This is a genomic window from Prochlorococcus sp. RS04 (assembly GCF_001989455.1).
Taxonomy (GTDB): Bacteria; Cyanobacteriota; Cyanobacteriia; order PCC-6307; family Cyanobiaceae; genus Prochlorococcus_A.
The window spans coordinates 1,258,367-1,274,786 of sequence record NZ_CP018346.1; the positions used below are offsets into that span (position 1 = coordinate 1,258,367).

The following is a 16,420-nucleotide window of genomic DNA, read 5'->3' on the forward strand; positions in this document are numbered from 1 at the left end:
TTTTATAATAAATCAATTGTCTGAAAGAAGAAAGAGATTACATGATTTATTGTTAACTCTAATAAATAAAGATAGTAAATTTGAGTTTATTGAAGAAAACTCTAACGATTTAACATCTAGCTATTCAGAAAAAGACACTTTGAATTTATCTCGAGTTATAGAAAAAAATCGTAAAATAATTAAAAGATATCAATCTATTGTAAGAACAGCTGTTACTCTTGACGCCCTGATGGATTCTGAAAATGAAGAAAATTACAAAATCAAATAAAAATATTTTTTTAAAAAAAATATTACCTTTACTTTTACTACTATCTTTTATTTTTAACCCTTTAAAAGTATCCGCAGAAGTTGCTGAAACAGAAATAAATGGGGAATTAATGAATGCCAGCAGTGAGTTTTTAAGGGATTTGGACTTTGAAACTTGGCAATTAGTAGCTTATAAATCACCTCTATTTGAAAATAGGTTGATCTTGAGGGTAATAGGTTATCCAGGAAACCTTAGGATTGATCATCCCACTGACTTAAGGGTGGAATCAGGAAGGAAACAGTGGCTTTTAGATGATAAAACATTACTTAATGTGGAATTAGCAAATGATGGAAGACAAGCTGCTGCAGAATTTGATCTTAATGAACTTATTCAAAACATCGATAAAAATAGACCATTGAGATTATCTTTATCAGGTGTTTTTTCAGAGTTACCTGTACCTCCTTTTCTGGTTAAAGAATGGAGGACACTCAGTTGATTATTAATAGAGGAGATGTCTGAAAAATTAAAAAGCCATGCAAAATGGATGAAAAGAGCGATCTTTTTGGCTTCTCTGGGCAAAAATACAACGAGTCCTAACCCTAGGGTGGGAGCAGTGATAATAGATAAGAATGGAAAGCTCATTGCAGAAGGATTTCATTACAAGGCTGGCATGCCCCATGCTGAAGCGATGGCTTTTAATAATCTAAAAAAAGATGCTAGAGGTGGGTCAATTTATGTAAATCTTGAACCGTGCTGTCACCAGGGTAGAACACCTCCATGTGTAGATAAGGTGATATCCTCTGGGATAAAAAAGGCTTATATATCTATTGAAGACCCTGATGTAAGAGTCGCTGGTAAAGGTATTAAGCTGCTAAAAGAAGCTGGAATACAAGTTCACTTAGGATTATGTAAAAGGGAATCCTTAGATTTAAATAAGGCTTTCATTCATAGGCATATTACTAAAAAGGCATTTGGTGTTTTCAAATGGGCAATGAGTATTGATGGAAGAATAGCTTTAAAAAATGGAAAAAGTAAATGGATTACTAATGAAGAATCAAGGTCGCTAGTGCACTCTTTTCGAGCAGAATTTGATGCAATAATCATTGGGGGAAATACATTAAGAATAGACAATCCATTTTTGACTACTAGAGGTTTAAAAAATCCAGAGCCACTGCGAGTTGTTTTCACAAAAAGTTTAGATCTGCCTTCAAAATCTAATCTTTGGAATTGCAATAAGGCAAAAACCTTAGTTATTTATGATTCTTCTACAGCAAATGAAAGATATCTCTCAAGGATTCCGAAGTGTGTGGAAGTTGAAAAGGTATCATCAGATAATCCAGAGTCGATTTCAAAAATACTTGCTAAAAGAGGTTGTAATAAAGTTCTTTGGGAATGTGGACCCGGATTGGCTACTTCCGCTATTCAATCTAATTGTATTCAGGAAATAATTACCTTTATTGCTCCAAAAATTTTAGGAGGTAAAAATAGTATGAATCCCTTGGGTGATTTTGAATTTAAAGAAATGAACGAAATTTTTAAATTAAGTAATCCTCAGTTTAGCTTGATTGGGAATGATATATGCGTTAAAAGTTCATTCAAAAATTAAATTTTTTAATACCATTTTATATGGGTTAAAGTATCGTACGGTTCTTACCCAAAAAAAATATTACAGGTACGGAAACTCATTGTTTAGTTTATAATGAGTTCAAATTGTTAACAACTATGCCAATAAGACAAGACGATAATCAACCTAATAAAAGATTTGGAATTATAAATATTATTTTGATAGGAGTTGGAGCATTACTTCTTTTTAGTAGTCTTTTCCCTAATCAAAATATGCAAATCCCTAGGGTACCTTACTCATTATTTATAGATCAGGTTAATGATGGGGAAGTTAAGAGAGCATATATAACCCAAGAACAAATTAGATATGAGTTAAATGGAGCTGAAGAAGGAGCACCTTCAGTTTTGGCAACAACCCCAATTTTTGATATGGATCTACCTCAAAGATTAGAAAGTAAAGGGGTCGAATTCGCTGCGGCTCCACCAAAGAAACCAAATTTCTTCTCAACCATCTTAAGCTGGGTTGTTCCTCCCTTAATTTTTATCTTAGTTTTACAATTCTTTGCCAGGAGAAGTATGGGAGGCGGAGGTGCACAAGGAGCGCTAAGTTTTACTAAAAGTAAAGCTAAAGTTTATGTCCCCGATGATGAATCAAAAGTAACATTTGCTGATGTTGCAGGAGTTGATGAGGCTAAAGATGAACTAACGGAAATTGTTGATTTTTTAAAAAGGCCAGAAAGATATACAGATATTGGGGCGAGAATCCCAAAAGGTGTGCTTCTCGTAGGCCCTCCAGGTACAGGAAAAACTCTTCTTTCAAAGGCAGTTGCAGGTGAAGCAGAAGTTCCTTTCTTTATTATTTCAGGTTCTGAATTTGTTGAACTTTTTGTTGGTGCAGGTGCGGCAAGAGTCAGGGATTTATTTGAACAAGCCAAGAAGAAAGCTCCTTGTATTATTTTTATTGACGAATTAGATGCTATTGGTAAAAGCCGTTCAGGATCGATGGGAGTAGTTGGTGGTAATGATGAGAGAGAACAGACCTTAAATCAGCTTCTCACCGAAATGGATGGATTTGCATCTACTGATAAGCCAGTTATTGTCCTTGCTGCTACGAACCAACCAGAAGTTCTTGACGCTGCGCTTCTAAGACCAGGAAGATTTGACCGACAAGTTTTAGTTGATAGACCAGATTTATCAGGTAGAAAAACAATATTAGAGATCTATACAAAAAAAGTAAAACTTGCTGATTCAATAGATTTAGATTCTATAGCCCAAGCTACTAGTGGATTTGCTGGAGCTGATTTGGCTAACATGGTAAATGAGGCAGCTTTACTTGCAGCTAGAGCAAAAAGAAAAAGTGTAGAACAACAAGACTTAAGTGAAGCTATAGAGAGAGTTGTGGCTGGTTTGGAAAAGAAGAGTCGTGTTTTGCAAGATGATGAAAAGAAAGTTGTTGCATATCATGAGGTCGGTCACGCAATAGTTGGTCACCTCATGCCTGGAGGTTCAAAGGTTGCAAAGATTTCTATTGTACCCAGAGGTATGAGCGCTCTTGGTTATACCCTTCAATTACCCACTGAAGAAAGATTCTTAAATTCTAAAGAGGAATTAAAAGGACAAATTGCCACACTTCTAGGAGGAAGATCTGCAGAAGAGGTTGTTTTTGGAAAGATCACAACGGGCGCATCAAATGATTTACAAAGAGCAACTGATATTGCTGAACAAATGGTTGGAACATTTGGGATGAGTGATATACTTGGTCCCCTCGCTTATGATAAACAAGGTGGAGGCCAGTTTTTAGGAAATGGAAATAATCCTAGAAGATCTGTAAGTGATGCCACTGCTCAAGCAATAGATAAGGAAGTTAGGGACCTTGTGGATGATGCTCATGAGACAGCATTAAATATCTTGAGAAACAATTTACCTCTACTTGAATCAATTTCTCAAAAAATCTTGCAAGAAGAAGTTATTGAAGGAGAGGATCTCAAAACTCTTTTAGCAGAAAGTAAAATGCCTGCATAGTAGAATATTCATCTAACAAGAATTATTCATGCTAAAACCAAATAAGCTTGCTAATAATAATTTCCTATCAAGCTTGGATTTATCTACTGAAGAGGTTTTACATATTTTAGATCTAGCAAATAATTTTAAAAATAAAAAATTAAATATTGATCTTGACAATAAAGTTTTAGGATTAATTTTTGATAAGTCATCAACACGCACAAGAGTTAGTTTTCAAGTCGCGATGACTAGACTTGGGGGAACCACTATTGACCTCAATCCAACAACATCGCAAATAGGAAGAGGCGAGCCAATTAAAGATACTGCAAGAGTTTTAAGTAGATATTGTGATGTTATTGCAATTAGAACATTTGATCATCTAGATTTGGAAGAATACGCTAAGTGGTCTACAAAGCCAGTTATTAATGCTCTTACTGATTTAGAACATCCATGTCAGGCTTTAGCTGATTTTTTAACAATTAATGAGGAATTTCTTGATTTTAAAGATGTAGTTTTGACATTCATTGGAGACGGTAATAACGTCGCAAATTCTCTTATTTTATGTGGGGCGTTATTAGGAGTAGAAGTTAGGATTGCATGTCCTAAAGGTTATGAACCTAACTCTTTGGTGATCAATAAAGCATATGAAATATATAAAAATAAGAATTTGTTGAAAATCACTAATGATCCTATTACCGCAGTAAAGGGAGCAAATGTTTTATACACAGATGTTTGGTCATCTATGGGTGAAGAAAATCAAAAAGAAAAGAAAGATAAAGACTTTAATGAATTTAGGATAGATAGTGATTTAGTAACTAGGGCAAATAAAGATGCAATTATTCTTCATTGCCTTCCTGCTTATAGAAATAAAGAGATAACTGAAGCTGCGATGGAAAGTAAAAATAGTAGAATTTTTCAACAAGCTGAAAATAGACTACATGTACAACAAGGGTTATTAGCTTGCCTTCTTTCATAAAAAATAAATTCTTGCATATTGGGTTTTTTAGAGGTACAAATGTATTAGTCGTTAAATAATTAGTGGAAAATTTACCTGTGGATCTTACAGAAGCTCAAAACGAGCTTTATGGATGGATAAAAAATTATTTAAAAGATTTTCAACATAGCCCATCAATAAGGCAAATGATGCAGGCAATGGGTTTGAAATCTCCTGCTCCCATTCAAAGTCGTTTAAAACATTTGCAAGAAAAAGGCTATATTTCATGGCAGGAAGGAAAAGCAAGGACTCTTCAAATAGTAGATGAACTAACTGATGGAATTCCTGTTATGGGATCTGTAGCTGCTGGAGGATTAATAGAGACTTATAGTGATGTAAATGAGAATTTAGATATCTCGGATGTTTTAAAAAAGAAAGATGTTTTCGCTCTTACAGTAAATGGAGACTCAATGATTGATGCGTGTATTGCAAATGGAGATATGGTTTTGATGGAACCAATAAAGGATTCATATTCTTTAAAAAATGGAACTATTGTAAGTGCAATGGTTCCAGGACTTGGAACTACATTAAAATATTTCGTAAAAAAAGATAATAAAATCTTTTTAGAGGCAGCAAATCCAGCTTATGAGCCAATTGAATTAAATCTAGAGGAAGTTGTTTTTCAAGGAAAGCTACTTGCAGTTTGGAGAAAAATTTAAAAAATTTTACTTGCAATTTTGAAATTAGACTAGTACCTAACTTATAGTTTTTAAAACCATATTTAGTTATTATTCATCGTGTTATTATCTATTATTAAATCTATAAAGATTTGCCGTGATTTTTAGAGGAGAGAAAATTTTTTATTTTAAATCAATATTCTGGTTTGTTTTTTTTACGAATTTAAGTTTAAGTACATTTTTTGAGGCTATAGGGCAAGATGCAATTATTTGGGAAAAGTACAAAATTGAGAAATCAAGAAAAGATCCTATAGATACAAAACTAAAAAAACAGTCTTCTGATTTTGAGACTTTCGGGCAAGATGCAATTATTTGGGAAAAGTACAAAATTGAGAAATCGAAAGAAGATCCAATAGATACAAAACTAAAAAAACAGTCCTCTGATTTTGAGGCTATAGGGCAAGATGCAATTATTTGGGAAAAGTACAAACTTGAGAATTCACAAGAAGATTTTATAAATCCTGATGTTGCCAAGAAACCTGCAACTTGGAGGAATCGTATCTTACGATTTTCCTTTGAGGAGATTGATATGCCAGAGGAAGGTGAACAAATGGGTTTATATGGTTTAGGTGCTTATGAAAGATTTAATCCTTGGCTGTACGGTGGGATCACAGCTTATGGAGCAGCGACCGGACGCCGTGGTGGTTTCTTTACTGGTGGCTATACATTGGGCATGGAAGGCAAGTTAACCGATAAATGGAATATAGATGTTGGTGGATATGTAGGTGCTGGTGGCGGCGGTGCGGCTCCGGATGGAGGAGGGTTACATATTCGTCCCCATATAGGTATCAAGTACAACTTTAACTGGGGGTTACTTGGCCTGAATTATGCCTATGTAGATTTCCCCAACGGAGATATTTCTAGCGATGCAATCGCGCTTTCAATGGAGTTCCCTTTCAGTTCACTGATAGATAATTCAGATGATAATGGGATTGCTGCGACTGACTATTTTGGTACCGAATGGAGCAATTTAAGCCGTCACCGATCTCATTTGGCTGCTCGCGTTCGCTCCTACTCACCATACAGCGGCAGCAAAACCGTATCTGGAAAGTCGCTTGATAATCAATTGGGTCTCGTCGGCGTAGAGTATTCTTATTTTCTCAATGAAAACTGGTTTACCACCTTTGAAACTGCCGGTGCAGCATTTGGTGATGTAGGAGGTTACGCTGAACTTTTAGCTGGGCTAGGCTATCGCCTTCCCTTAACCAAAAACGATCGTATTGCCTTACTCCCCTCACTAACCATCGGCGGCGCCGGCGGCGGGGACGTTGGAACAGGGGGAGGATTTGTCGCTAGAGGAAATCTAGGCCTAGAATATCGACTTTCGAGTGATCTTAGCTTAATTATGGACAGCGGCTATCTAACCGCTCCAGATGGCAATTTTGACACCCAATATGTTGGATTGAATTTGGCATACGTAGAGGAAACTTTTGCACAGGATCAAAAAGGCGCTCCCCTAGAGGAAACTGAGCTTATAAAAACAACTAGATGGCGCTTTCGCCCAACGCACCAATGGTATTTTGATGCGCAACGTAAGGGAAATTCTTTACGAGATATGCAACTTTTGGGAGGTAAAATTGACTGGATGCTAAACGATTGGTGGTACCTTACAGGCCAAGGATTAAGCGCATATGGCGGCGGGGCAGGCGGCTATTCTGAAGGTCACTGGGGGTTAGGCGTTATTAGCCCGAGTTGGAAGAATTGGAACCTCTTTGGTGAAATGCTCATAGGTGCAGGAGGGGGCGGCGGCGTTGATAGCGGTAGCGCCTTATTGTACAAACCGAGTGTTGGTTTAAAGTACAAGTTAAATAATGACTTCAGCCTTCAAACTGGCATAGGAAAAGTGATTTCTAGAGAAGGGAATCTAGATGCTAATACCTTGGACGTTAGTCTGGTTTGGCGTTTTGGGACACCAAAATAAAGCTTCCATTATTTATTTATGGTTTTTATTATATTTAGTTCTTTCTGCCTTCTAAGGAAGCATATTAATAATGTATTATCTTAATAAATCATAAGATTATGGGGCCATAGCTCAGTTGGTAGAGCACCTGCATGGCATGCAGGGGGTCAGCGGTTCGAGTCCGCTTGGCTCCATTAGGATTTTCGCTAGTTATACCAATTAGTTTGGTCAGTAATCAACAATAATCAACAATAATACGTATCGAATAATAATGTATAAATATGGGTTCTCTGCCAGCTACTCTGCGAGCCGCAACCCTTGCAAATAGGTTTTTAGGGTTTGGAAAGAAATCAAAATAGAAAAATTTAATGAATTAAAGATGCTTTCTTTATTAAGTCGAGAAAATCAGAATGATTTAATCAACATTTCTGAAATTTAAAATTGAAAGATAGTAAAAAGAAGATTTTTTAGATGATGATTTTAATGAAATAGATGCAAGATTAAAAGCAGGTTGTTATGTCCATTGCGGTCAAAGAAAGATATAATTTTATATAAATTTTGCATTTGGATTAATGTTTTTTAAAATATCTTCTTTTATCTCATTATTGTAAGTACCCGCTTTCAAAATAATTAATGGGTTATTAATATCTTTCAATATTTTTGGAGATTTTACAAATAATTTTGAACCGTAAAGTCTTTTCCCTTGTTTTTCAGTATCATTATCTAGGATACATTCAATTTTATTAATATTTAATCCAAACTCTATAAGGTATTGAGAAAAAATATGTGCTCCAAACAGAAATACTCTATGAGAATTAATATTGATATCAGAATTTAACTTTTTAATTAAGTTTTGATGATATTTAATGTAACTCATAAAAATTGACTTATTTGTTTGATAATAATCTTGAGGCAAGTTAGATATTTTTAATTTCTTCGTTCTTATGCATTTATAGAATATGCTGTGATCCTCTTTAAAATATTTTTTATCTATTATTTCAAAACCACTAGAGGTTAAAAGGAAATCGATTAAAGGCTCAGTTATAAATATGGTGTGTTCGAAATTCAAGCAGTTAGTATATTTTCTTAACAACATCTCATGAAGATTTGGAAGAGAAAAAATAAGATAAGTTGATAATTTAGTTTTTGATAAATCCTTAAAAAATTGCAGAGGATCATATAAGTGTTCTAATAAATGAGAATGAACAATAGTATCTACTTCATCATCTATTTTAAATTTACTGTCGAAGAATCCTTTAATAAATTTCGCCTCACATCCAAAAACAGGATTTGGATTTGGTTCTATAATAGTCCAAGGAATTTTTGCTTTTGATAAACAATTCTTAGCGAGAATACCATGAGCCCCCCCAATCTCTAGTACATTTTTGGGATTATTTTCTAAGATATATTCTGAAAATTTCTGATGATGATCCATCCAAATAGATCCAATAGATCCAGAATTATGGCTTTGACCATATAGAATTTCTAATGGCACTAATTTACGTAGTTGAATTATCCCGCTTACTTTTGATATCTGCCAAGTTTGGTCAACTCTTATATCAGACTCGAAATTTGAATTAACACATCCCATAAATATTGGATAGTTTTTTAAAGTATGCAAATCTTCCATTTCGAAGTTGCCTGTAATAATATCCTTATCTCTAACAATTATTTCCATATTAGGTAAAAAAGATCTAAACAAACTATTTAAATTGTAAATTAAATTCCTAAAAACAAAAAATATTTTAAAAAAAAGAAGGAAAATTAAATATTTTCATTAATCAAGAAGAAATTCTATTATTCTTTTTTTTTATTAACTTATTTTTAATATTAAAATAATTTTTCGTTAACAAATTAGAAAAATTTACAAGTTAATGTTTTATCTAAAAAATTGCTAACTAAAAACTTTTGAGTAGAAACTTTTTAAATAAACCCTAAATTCACCAATTTTTCTTTTAATAAACATTTTTATTTTTGAAAGTATTGATTGTTTAAGATAATACCTAAGAGGTTTAACATCATTAATATCAATATAATAAAAAGGCTTAATATTTAAATAATTTAAATGCTCTAGAGAAGCAAAAGGACTTCTAATTGAATAGTTCAATATCTGATCATAAAGAGATGAAAATTTAATGGCTTGTTCATAAGAGGAGATAAATAAAAAATCATGAAGTGACTCATAGTTATCAAAAGCTCTTGGAATACAAATAAATTTGTTAATTAAATCAGGCGTCAAATCAATTTTCTTAGTAAAAAATAAATCATATCTAAGTTGAATAACAAAATCATAATTAACATCAAATTTTTCTTTGTATTCTTTCATTAATCCGATAGATTTTTTTACACTTAGCCATCTACTATGAGTTTGCAAAATTAGTCTTTTTAACTTCTCAATACCACCTTGTTTTGAATACTTGTCAAAAATAGCCTTATAAGATTTATGATTCTGAATTTTATAATCTTTTAATGAGATATTTGAAAAATCTAATTGTTGTTCTACAAAAATAGATTTAGGTTTATATGTATTAATTATTTTTTCTTTCATATTAACGGACCAAGAATGTGCAAAAAAGTCAATATCTAAATCCTTAAAAATCATTTTCTTATAATTTTTATAAGATTTATTTAAATTTAATTCCCTACCCTCTCCGTTACTACCTTTAGAACCCCCTGTCAAACCAAAAAGGCATACTGCAATTTTCATAATTAGATATCACTTAAGTTAATTTTTAATAATATAACATCAATAAAAAATGCCATAAATCATAAAGTTATTTTATTTTAAGGTTTTTTGTCTTATGAAAGACATACAGGCTGTTGGGGTTCGAGACCGCTTAGTTCCATTTTATTATTGAAGAATATTTCTTTTATAAAAATCTCCAAATTTTATTATTTTGGGATCTTTTTAGATATGATTCAGACTTACCTCTAAGGATAAATTTTTTTTAAAGATCAAATATTACAATTTCAAGACTACTAATTTACTTTTTTAAAAAGCATAGAATAGTGCATTTATAGTTTTATTAAGAATGAATATTTCAGGTGAGCAATCCTTTAACTTTAAAACTTAAGAAAAAATACTATAGATATAAATTCAAATTAAATATTGCCAAAAATATCATTATTGAACAACCTTTTAACAAAGGGATTAATTTAGGCGCTGGAAAGAATTGGAAGCAACTTAATTGGATAGGTATAGATAAATTAGATGGTAATTATTTAGATGACAAAAGTATATTACCTTTTAAGGATAAAAGTATTAAGTATGTTTATAGTTCTCATTTTTTTGAACATATTAATGATGAATGTGCAATAAATTTATTTCGTGAGATTAAGCGTGTTCTTATGGATAATGGCCTTTTAAGAATAATAGTTCCAAATTTTGAATTACTTCATCAAAATCTAATAAATAATGATTCCACTCTAATGGAGTTAAGTGGATTTAAAGGAAGAACTGAGTGGCAGAAATTTGGTATAGAAAATAATAACACTAATAAAATCCTTCACTGGTTCGCAAGTTATTCAAATTACCAAGAAGAAAATATATTTGAGAACTGTCCAGAAGACTTATATAGAGGTCCACCAAAATTAAAAAAAGAGGAAGTACTTTCAGCAGCAAAAAATTTGACAACCCTGGAATTTGGTGAATGGGCAATTTCTAAAATTAAAAAAAAATATATTAAAAATGGTGGTCATATAAATACTTGGACAACAAAAAAATTTATTGATCTCTTATTAGATGTTGGTATAAAATCTAAACAAAAAAACTATGGCGATTCAGAATCCAAAGTTCTTGGCTTATTTGATTATTTAAATGATAGGAGTCAAATTTCTTTATGTCATGAGGGATGTGTTGATTGAATAAATAATTAATTTAATTAAAATATTTTTCAAAATAAAGTATAAAAATCACCCTCTAAAGATTAAAAATTAGGATATCATCTTTTCTATGAATTCTATTTTCATTTTTGGAATAATCATTGACCAGCCCTGCGAGCAAAATCCCGAAAATACTTTTAAAATCTTATTAGCGTTTAGTTGTTGATCTGCATTTTATGAAGCGGTTCAGTATTTCGAGTCCACTTGCCTTTATTAGGCTTTCAAATTTTAGAGCATAAATTACAAGAATCAGTGCAAAATCTTGTGAGCTATTAGTTTGCTATGCATTAATGCTTATCTTCTATTTCAAGTTGTTTATATTTTTATATAGCATGCTTTTACCTAAAGAAAAAAGAAGTTCACTATATGGATAATGATGAAGACCTGCTATGTTTAGATAAATTAGAGAAGTTAATAAATAAACTTTTCTTGAACTGTAAGTATTATTATTTAACCAATTATTAAAATAGTTTTCACATTGAACTAGATTAAATGTTCTGTTTAAGTCAAAATTTATATCATCATTAATCCAATTTATTGAGTATAGATTTTTCTCAATTATTTTGTGGTTAACTATCAAACCATGCATTAATTTAGCAAAATCATAATATCGATCACCACATTTAATATTAGATGCAAAATCCTGTCTCCAATCAAGGAAAATAAATTTTTTGCTTTTATCATCATATAAAATATTTTCAAGATGAAAGTCACCATGAAAATCAGATGGGATTCCTTCTGATAAATGATTCCAATCTAGCTCAAGGATAAGATCTTTAACTTTTGGAATCTTTTCTCCATTAATATATGTAATTGTATCTTTGTGATTAAATTTTTTAAAAAACAAATCTATTCTTTTTTCCGTTTTAACTTTATAAAAGTCTAGGCACTTATTCTTGAAATTATTAAATTCGTCTTTGGATAGTTTTATATCTTTCCAAAAAATGGAAGATTCTTTAAGTAAATTTATAAATTTTGGGATATTAACTTTATTAGAGAGAACTTCCCCATCTGCTTTTTTATATGCGTACATATTCTCAGAAACATCAGTAATATGTGGAATGAAATCTTTAATTATTTTAGACCTTTTAACTCTATTTTTAATAAATTCCTTATCATCAGAAAATTTTATAACTTTATCATTTACGAACCAGATACATTCATTCTCTTTTTCTAAAATTGTAGGACTTTCCCTAAGTTGAAAATATATTTTTGCCTTCTTAAGTGAATCCAAGTTACCTGTATCGTGCCAAGTAAATGGTATGGATTTAATGGGTGTTGTTTTTATCAAATTTTTAAGTGCGTATGACTCCCCTATTCTTATAGCTTCTTCTTTACCTTTAATCATTTGATCCCAAAATTCTTTTGGTTTATTTATTCCAGCAAGTCCAATATATGGAAAACAATCTTTATCTGTAACTTCCTTTTCACAAATATCAAATACTAATTTATCTTTAACTTTTAATGACCTGTATTGTTTATCATTTTCTAGATTTGAATAACCCATCCAATTACAATTAGGAGATGGAATATTTTCCTCAACTAATGTATCGCATGACATAAATATAAAAGGCTCATTTAAATAATTCCTACATTGAATTATTGAATAACCCAGACCGCTTCCATCGCCTTTATAGTTATCAACATCTACAAAAATAAATTTTCTACTGGGATAAGAAATTTGTAAAAATTGTTTTACAAGTTTACCTTTATAACCAAGTGCTATAACAAATACTGTATCTTCTGAAAACTTTTCAATTTGCCAAGATAAAATTGGTTTAAGATTTATGCTTATTAAGGATTTGTTTAAGTATTTAGTATATTTGTCTAGTCTTGAGCCTAAACCAGCAGTAGGGATTAGTACTTTATATTTCATATTATTTAAATTCTATTGTAATCATCTAAAATCCTAACGACGTCATCCATTTCTGGAGTACTTGCCTCTAGATAAACACTATCCTCAACACCTTCCATTCTATGAATTTGTCCTGGATTTAATGTGATTGATTCACCCTTTAGATAAATTTCAGAATCCAATTCATTTTCATTTTCACCTTTATAAATTCTAAGCTTTCCACTTAAGATATATATGGTTTCTTTTTTATAATTATGATATTGCAAGCTGCATTTTTTACCCGCATACATAGTTAATTTTTTCAGCATATATTTGTCATTGATTTCTAATACTTCTTCCTTGCCCCATGGCTTATTTATAATTTTCATATTTTTTTTTTAACTATATTAATAGTACTTCTCTGGTGTCTAGTTGATTTTAAAATTTAAAATTTTATTATAATTTTATTAAAATTAAATCTTATAATGTTCTAATTCTGGATGAAATTCGAAAAATTTATCATAGAAGTTTTTTACGTATTGATTCATATCCCATCTGCTATTAAATCCATACTTTCTTTTGATCCATTTCTTACCTTCTTCTAAATACAACTTTCTATTCTCAAAAAAATCCTCTGTACGTATAAGATCTGATTTTTCAATTAAATAAGTTTCATTCTCTTCAGCAAAAACTTTTTTTGTAATTGCTGCTGCCCAATTGTTGACATATGCCTTAGCAATAATTTCACTTTCTGTAAAATATCCCCTAAAATTACTCCCATCAAATAAAAAATTTAAGTGATTAGGATTTTCTTTTTCAATTATCATTTCAATAAATTTTCTTCTTAAAAGTAAAGCATTATTATGGATAAACCAAAAATATTTGGTTTGACAAGAGTTTAATAAACTAATTTCGCCCCAATTTTTAGAGGCAGGAGATAATATCCCAACCATTGGATGTTCTTCTAGAACATTTAATAAAGTTTTTATAGTTTCTAATGGATAGAGCTCTGTGTCATTTGTTAGTAAAAAGAAAGCTTCATATTTGTCCCAATTTTTCTCTTTAAATAGTTCAAGTAGTGCATAATTCATTCCCCGACCATATCGTAAACCATTCTTAATAGCTTCATTATTATTAATGTACCATGTACAATATTTAGATAATTTATCTTTATCAGAACCAGCTTCGATTACATAAGTGTCATTATAATTAGCATCATATTTCTTTAAATGCTCATAAAGTGCATTAGTGGGATCAGGAAGATTCCTATTAAGAATTATCGTACAAATTCTTTTCATTTTATAGTACCATTCTAAAGTTTTTTAAGTATCTATAAATAGACTTTTTAATCGCTTCTTTTAAATTAAGATCCAGATTTATACCCTTTGTGTCTAGGATATTATCGGCTTTATTTTTTATTTCAATGAATTCTGGCGTTGAGAAATTATAATGACCAGCTATTATCGCTTTTTCTCTATCAGTTGTTTTACTTCCTTTGATTATCCATTTATCCCATTTTCTAGAATCATAAGAAAGCCTCAAGAATTGACTAGCGATATTTTTAAGGCCATTATTTTCTAAAGTTTTTAAAAAGGCTTTAGTTTCTGTAACCCCAAATTCAGGAGCTACATTCGCAGAGTGAATTCCTAGTCTTGGATGCCAAGATAAAACTTCATCAGAAAGATAGTCGGCATTATGTTCTTTCATATAAATCTGATATTTCTTACATATATTAATCATTTGAGGGATCTGAATTTCTGGGGGAATTTCTTTTTTAACCCTAAAAGGACTGTCCAAAGATCCAATATTTCTTAATTCTTTCACTTTTGTTCCTGTTTGGATAACGACAAATGTAGGTTTTGGGTATTTATTCTTTTCACAAAACTCATAAATTTTAGATAAGGTAAAGTGCAACTCTTCCTGACTGTTTGTGCTTCCAGTTTGTTCTTCAGTGCCTATTTCATAAATTATTTCCTTACCCTGTTTTTTTGCATAGTTACAACAAAAATCATATAGTTCAAATAACCTCTCTAAGCCTTCCTCAACACTTATAGGTCCATGTATATCAATACTTGGATCTAAATGTAAAATTTGAAAACCAGCATCAATATCAACTTTATATGATTTTTTTGCGGATTCCATAGCCTCACGAAGTCCAAATCTCTCTTTTCTTTCAAGATCACTCTGCCAAGGGCCACCATGGTCTCTTGCAAGATAAGTTAATCCAAGTTTATCCTTATTAAATACATATTTTGAAAATTCTTCTGTAGACCAATTATTCACATAACCCCCCCCAAAATCTTCTGAATCTATTTGTCTCCTAGAGGCTATTAAAATTAAGGGAATTTTTTCATGATTGCTTATTTCAATAACTGAATCAACACAATTCAATGACATTGGTCCAACTCCTAAAAGAGTAGAACATTTCTTCATATAGCTAATAAGCATTTCCTTGATCATATTGCCCATTCACCTGAAAACTTAACTTTATTATGGGGAAAATTTTTTGGGTTATAAGGCTTAAAAAACTTTTCTAGAATATGAAGGCATGCTTCAGCCACAGACCTGTCCCCACCTGATCTTTTAGTTACAAAATTGGCACTTTTTTTTGTAAAAGGATCACCATTTGAGGGTGCGATACTATATCTAACCTCTCTCATAACATAATGATCAAAAATACCGTCTCCCATATAAATAACATCATTGCAATTATAGTTATCTTTAATCCAATCAATTCTTTTAACAGTGCTTACAAGGTCAAGTTTAAATTTCATATCTTCTACTATTCTTTTTTGGGAGATTTTAAATCCTTTTTTATCGCCTGTTATAAATCTAATATCAATGTAAGGTTTTAAAAGTGTAAGAGCATCATGGTCGTCAGGTCCAAAAACTTTTAATAATTTACCTTCCTCTGAGTAAAAAAAATCTCCAGATGTCATAACTCCATCTACATCAAGAAGAAATATTTTTGGTTTATTATTCAAATTAATTAAAAATCTAAGATTTAAATTTATCTTATCATTTGTCGTTAACTGTTTTTATTTTACAAAAAAACCAGTTGAATTAATTTGTATCAATTAAAACAAATTTTTCAATTTTCAAATTATTTATCAAAAAGCTATGGCTGAATATTAATAAAATATTTATTTTTTCGTTAACTTAATCAACATAATTTTGTATTTTGATAAGTGTTTTATAAATAAATGTCAACTTAAGTAGTTTTCAAAGAAGAGTTTAAGAAATCAATAATATCTTAACTTTAGTATGAATAAATTTTTTTTGTATATTTGGAATGATATATATAAATAAATAAATATTTGAT

General features: G+C 31.0%; 15 protein-coding genes and 1 tRNA gene. 9 read left to right on the plus strand and 7 right to left on the minus strand.

Annotated elements, in window-relative coordinates:
• Positions 1 to 16 precede the first annotated feature (16 nt).
• From BS621_RS06970 to BS621_RS07005, 8 genes are all read left to right on the plus strand, one after another.
• The gene (locus BS621_RS06970; RefSeq protein WP_077142685.1) at positions 17 to 268 is read left to right on the plus strand and encodes a hypothetical protein; all 252 of its coding nucleotides are present in this window, start codon (positions 17 to 19) and stop codon (positions 266 to 268) included.
• A complete protein-coding gene (locus tag BS621_RS06975; protein ID WP_077142297.1) occupies positions 243 to 743 on the plus strand; it encodes a DUF3122 domain-containing protein in 501 nt (166 codons plus the stop codon). The genes BS621_RS06970 and BS621_RS06975 overlap by 26 nt, the downstream gene beginning before the upstream one ends.
• A gap of 15 nt (positions 744 to 758) precedes the next feature.
• A complete protein-coding gene (ribD, locus tag BS621_RS06980; RefSeq protein WP_077142298.1) occupies positions 759 to 1,853 on the plus strand; it encodes a bifunctional diaminohydroxyphosphoribosylaminopyrimidine deaminase/5-amino-6-(5-phosphoribosylamino)uracil reductase RibD in 1,095 nt (364 codons plus the stop codon).
• 116 nt (positions 1,854 to 1,969) lie between these two features.
• Positions 1,970 to 3,832 carry an ATP-dependent zinc metalloprotease FtsH gene (gene ftsH, locus BS621_RS06985; protein WP_077142299.1) on the plus strand — a complete coding sequence of 621 codons (1,863 nt, stop codon included), beginning with the start codon at positions 1,970 to 1,972 and terminating at the stop codon, positions 3,830 to 3,832.
• A 28-nt stretch (positions 3,833 to 3,860) separates the two neighbouring features.
• Positions 3,861 to 4,787 carry an ornithine carbamoyltransferase gene (gene argF / locus BS621_RS06990; RefSeq protein WP_077142300.1) on the plus strand — a complete coding sequence of 309 codons (927 nt, stop codon included), beginning with the start codon at positions 3,861 to 3,863 and terminating at the stop codon, positions 4,785 to 4,787.
• 62 nt (positions 4,788 to 4,849) lie between these two features.
• Positions 4,850 to 5,464: a transcriptional repressor LexA gene (lexA, locus tag BS621_RS06995; protein ID WP_077142301.1), complete on the plus strand. Its 615-nt coding sequence runs from the start codon at positions 4,850 to 4,852 to the stop codon at positions 5,462 to 5,464.
• Between the two features lie 115 nt (positions 5,465 to 5,579).
• Positions 5,580 to 7,403, plus strand: coding sequence for a hypothetical protein (locus BS621_RS07000; protein ID WP_077142302.1), 1,824 nt, complete (start codon positions 5,580 to 5,582; stop codon positions 7,401 to 7,403).
• Between the two features lie 100 nt (positions 7,404 to 7,503).
• Positions 7,504 to 7,576, plus strand: a tRNA-Ala gene (locus tag BS621_RS07005).
• Positions 7,577 to 7,929: 353 nt separating this feature from the next.
• On the opposite strand, the gene BS621_RS07010 is transcribed toward BS621_RS07005, so the two are convergent.
• Positions 7,930 to 9,060: a methyltransferase domain-containing protein gene (locus BS621_RS07010; RefSeq protein WP_077142303.1), complete on the minus strand. Its 1,131-nt coding sequence runs from the start codon at positions 9,058 to 9,060 to the stop codon at positions 7,930 to 7,932.
• 216 nt (positions 9,061 to 9,276) lie between these two features.
• Positions 9,277 to 10,089, minus strand: coding sequence for a hypothetical protein (locus BS621_RS07015; RefSeq protein ID WP_077142304.1), 813 nt, complete (start codon positions 10,087 to 10,089; stop codon positions 9,277 to 9,279).
• Between the two features lie 338 nt (positions 10,090 to 10,427).
• Between BS621_RS07015 and BS621_RS07020 the strand changes: the two genes are divergently transcribed.
• Positions 10,428 to 11,246, plus strand: a complete 819-nt coding sequence (locus BS621_RS07020; RefSeq protein WP_077142305.1) for a class I SAM-dependent methyltransferase — start codon at positions 10,428 to 10,430, stop codon at positions 11,244 to 11,246.
• Positions 11,247 to 11,565: 319 nt separating this feature from the next.
• On the opposite strand, the gene BS621_RS07025 is transcribed toward BS621_RS07020, so the two are convergent.
• The 5 genes from BS621_RS07025 to BS621_RS07045 form a co-directional block, all read right to left on the minus strand.
• Positions 11,566 to 13,140 carry a nucleoside-diphosphate-sugar pyrophosphorylase gene (locus BS621_RS07025; RefSeq protein ID WP_077142306.1) on the minus strand — a complete coding sequence of 525 codons (1,575 nt, stop codon included), beginning with the start codon at positions 13,138 to 13,140 and terminating at the stop codon, positions 11,566 to 11,568.
• A gap of 5 nt (positions 13,141 to 13,145) precedes the next feature.
• Positions 13,146 to 13,487 carry a cupin gene (locus tag BS621_RS07030; RefSeq protein WP_077142307.1) on the minus strand — a complete coding sequence of 114 codons (342 nt, stop codon included), beginning with the start codon at positions 13,485 to 13,487 and terminating at the stop codon, positions 13,146 to 13,148.
• Between the two features lie 84 nt (positions 13,488 to 13,571).
• Positions 13,572 to 14,396, minus strand: a complete 825-nt coding sequence (locus tag BS621_RS07035; RefSeq protein WP_077142308.1) for a hypothetical protein — start codon at positions 14,394 to 14,396, stop codon at positions 13,572 to 13,574.
• A 1-nt stretch (position 14,397) separates the two neighbouring features.
• Complete coding sequence (locus BS621_RS07040; protein ID WP_198025639.1) at positions 14,398 to 15,567, minus strand: hypothetical protein; 1,170 nt, start codon at positions 15,565 to 15,567, stop codon at positions 14,398 to 14,400.
• Entirely contained in the window at positions 15,555 to 16,082 is a 528-nt protein-coding gene (locus BS621_RS07045) for a hypothetical protein (protein ID WP_198025638.1), read from the minus strand. The genes BS621_RS07040 and BS621_RS07045 overlap by 13 nt, the downstream gene beginning before the upstream one ends.
• Positions 16,083 to 16,420 lie beyond the last annotated feature (338 nt).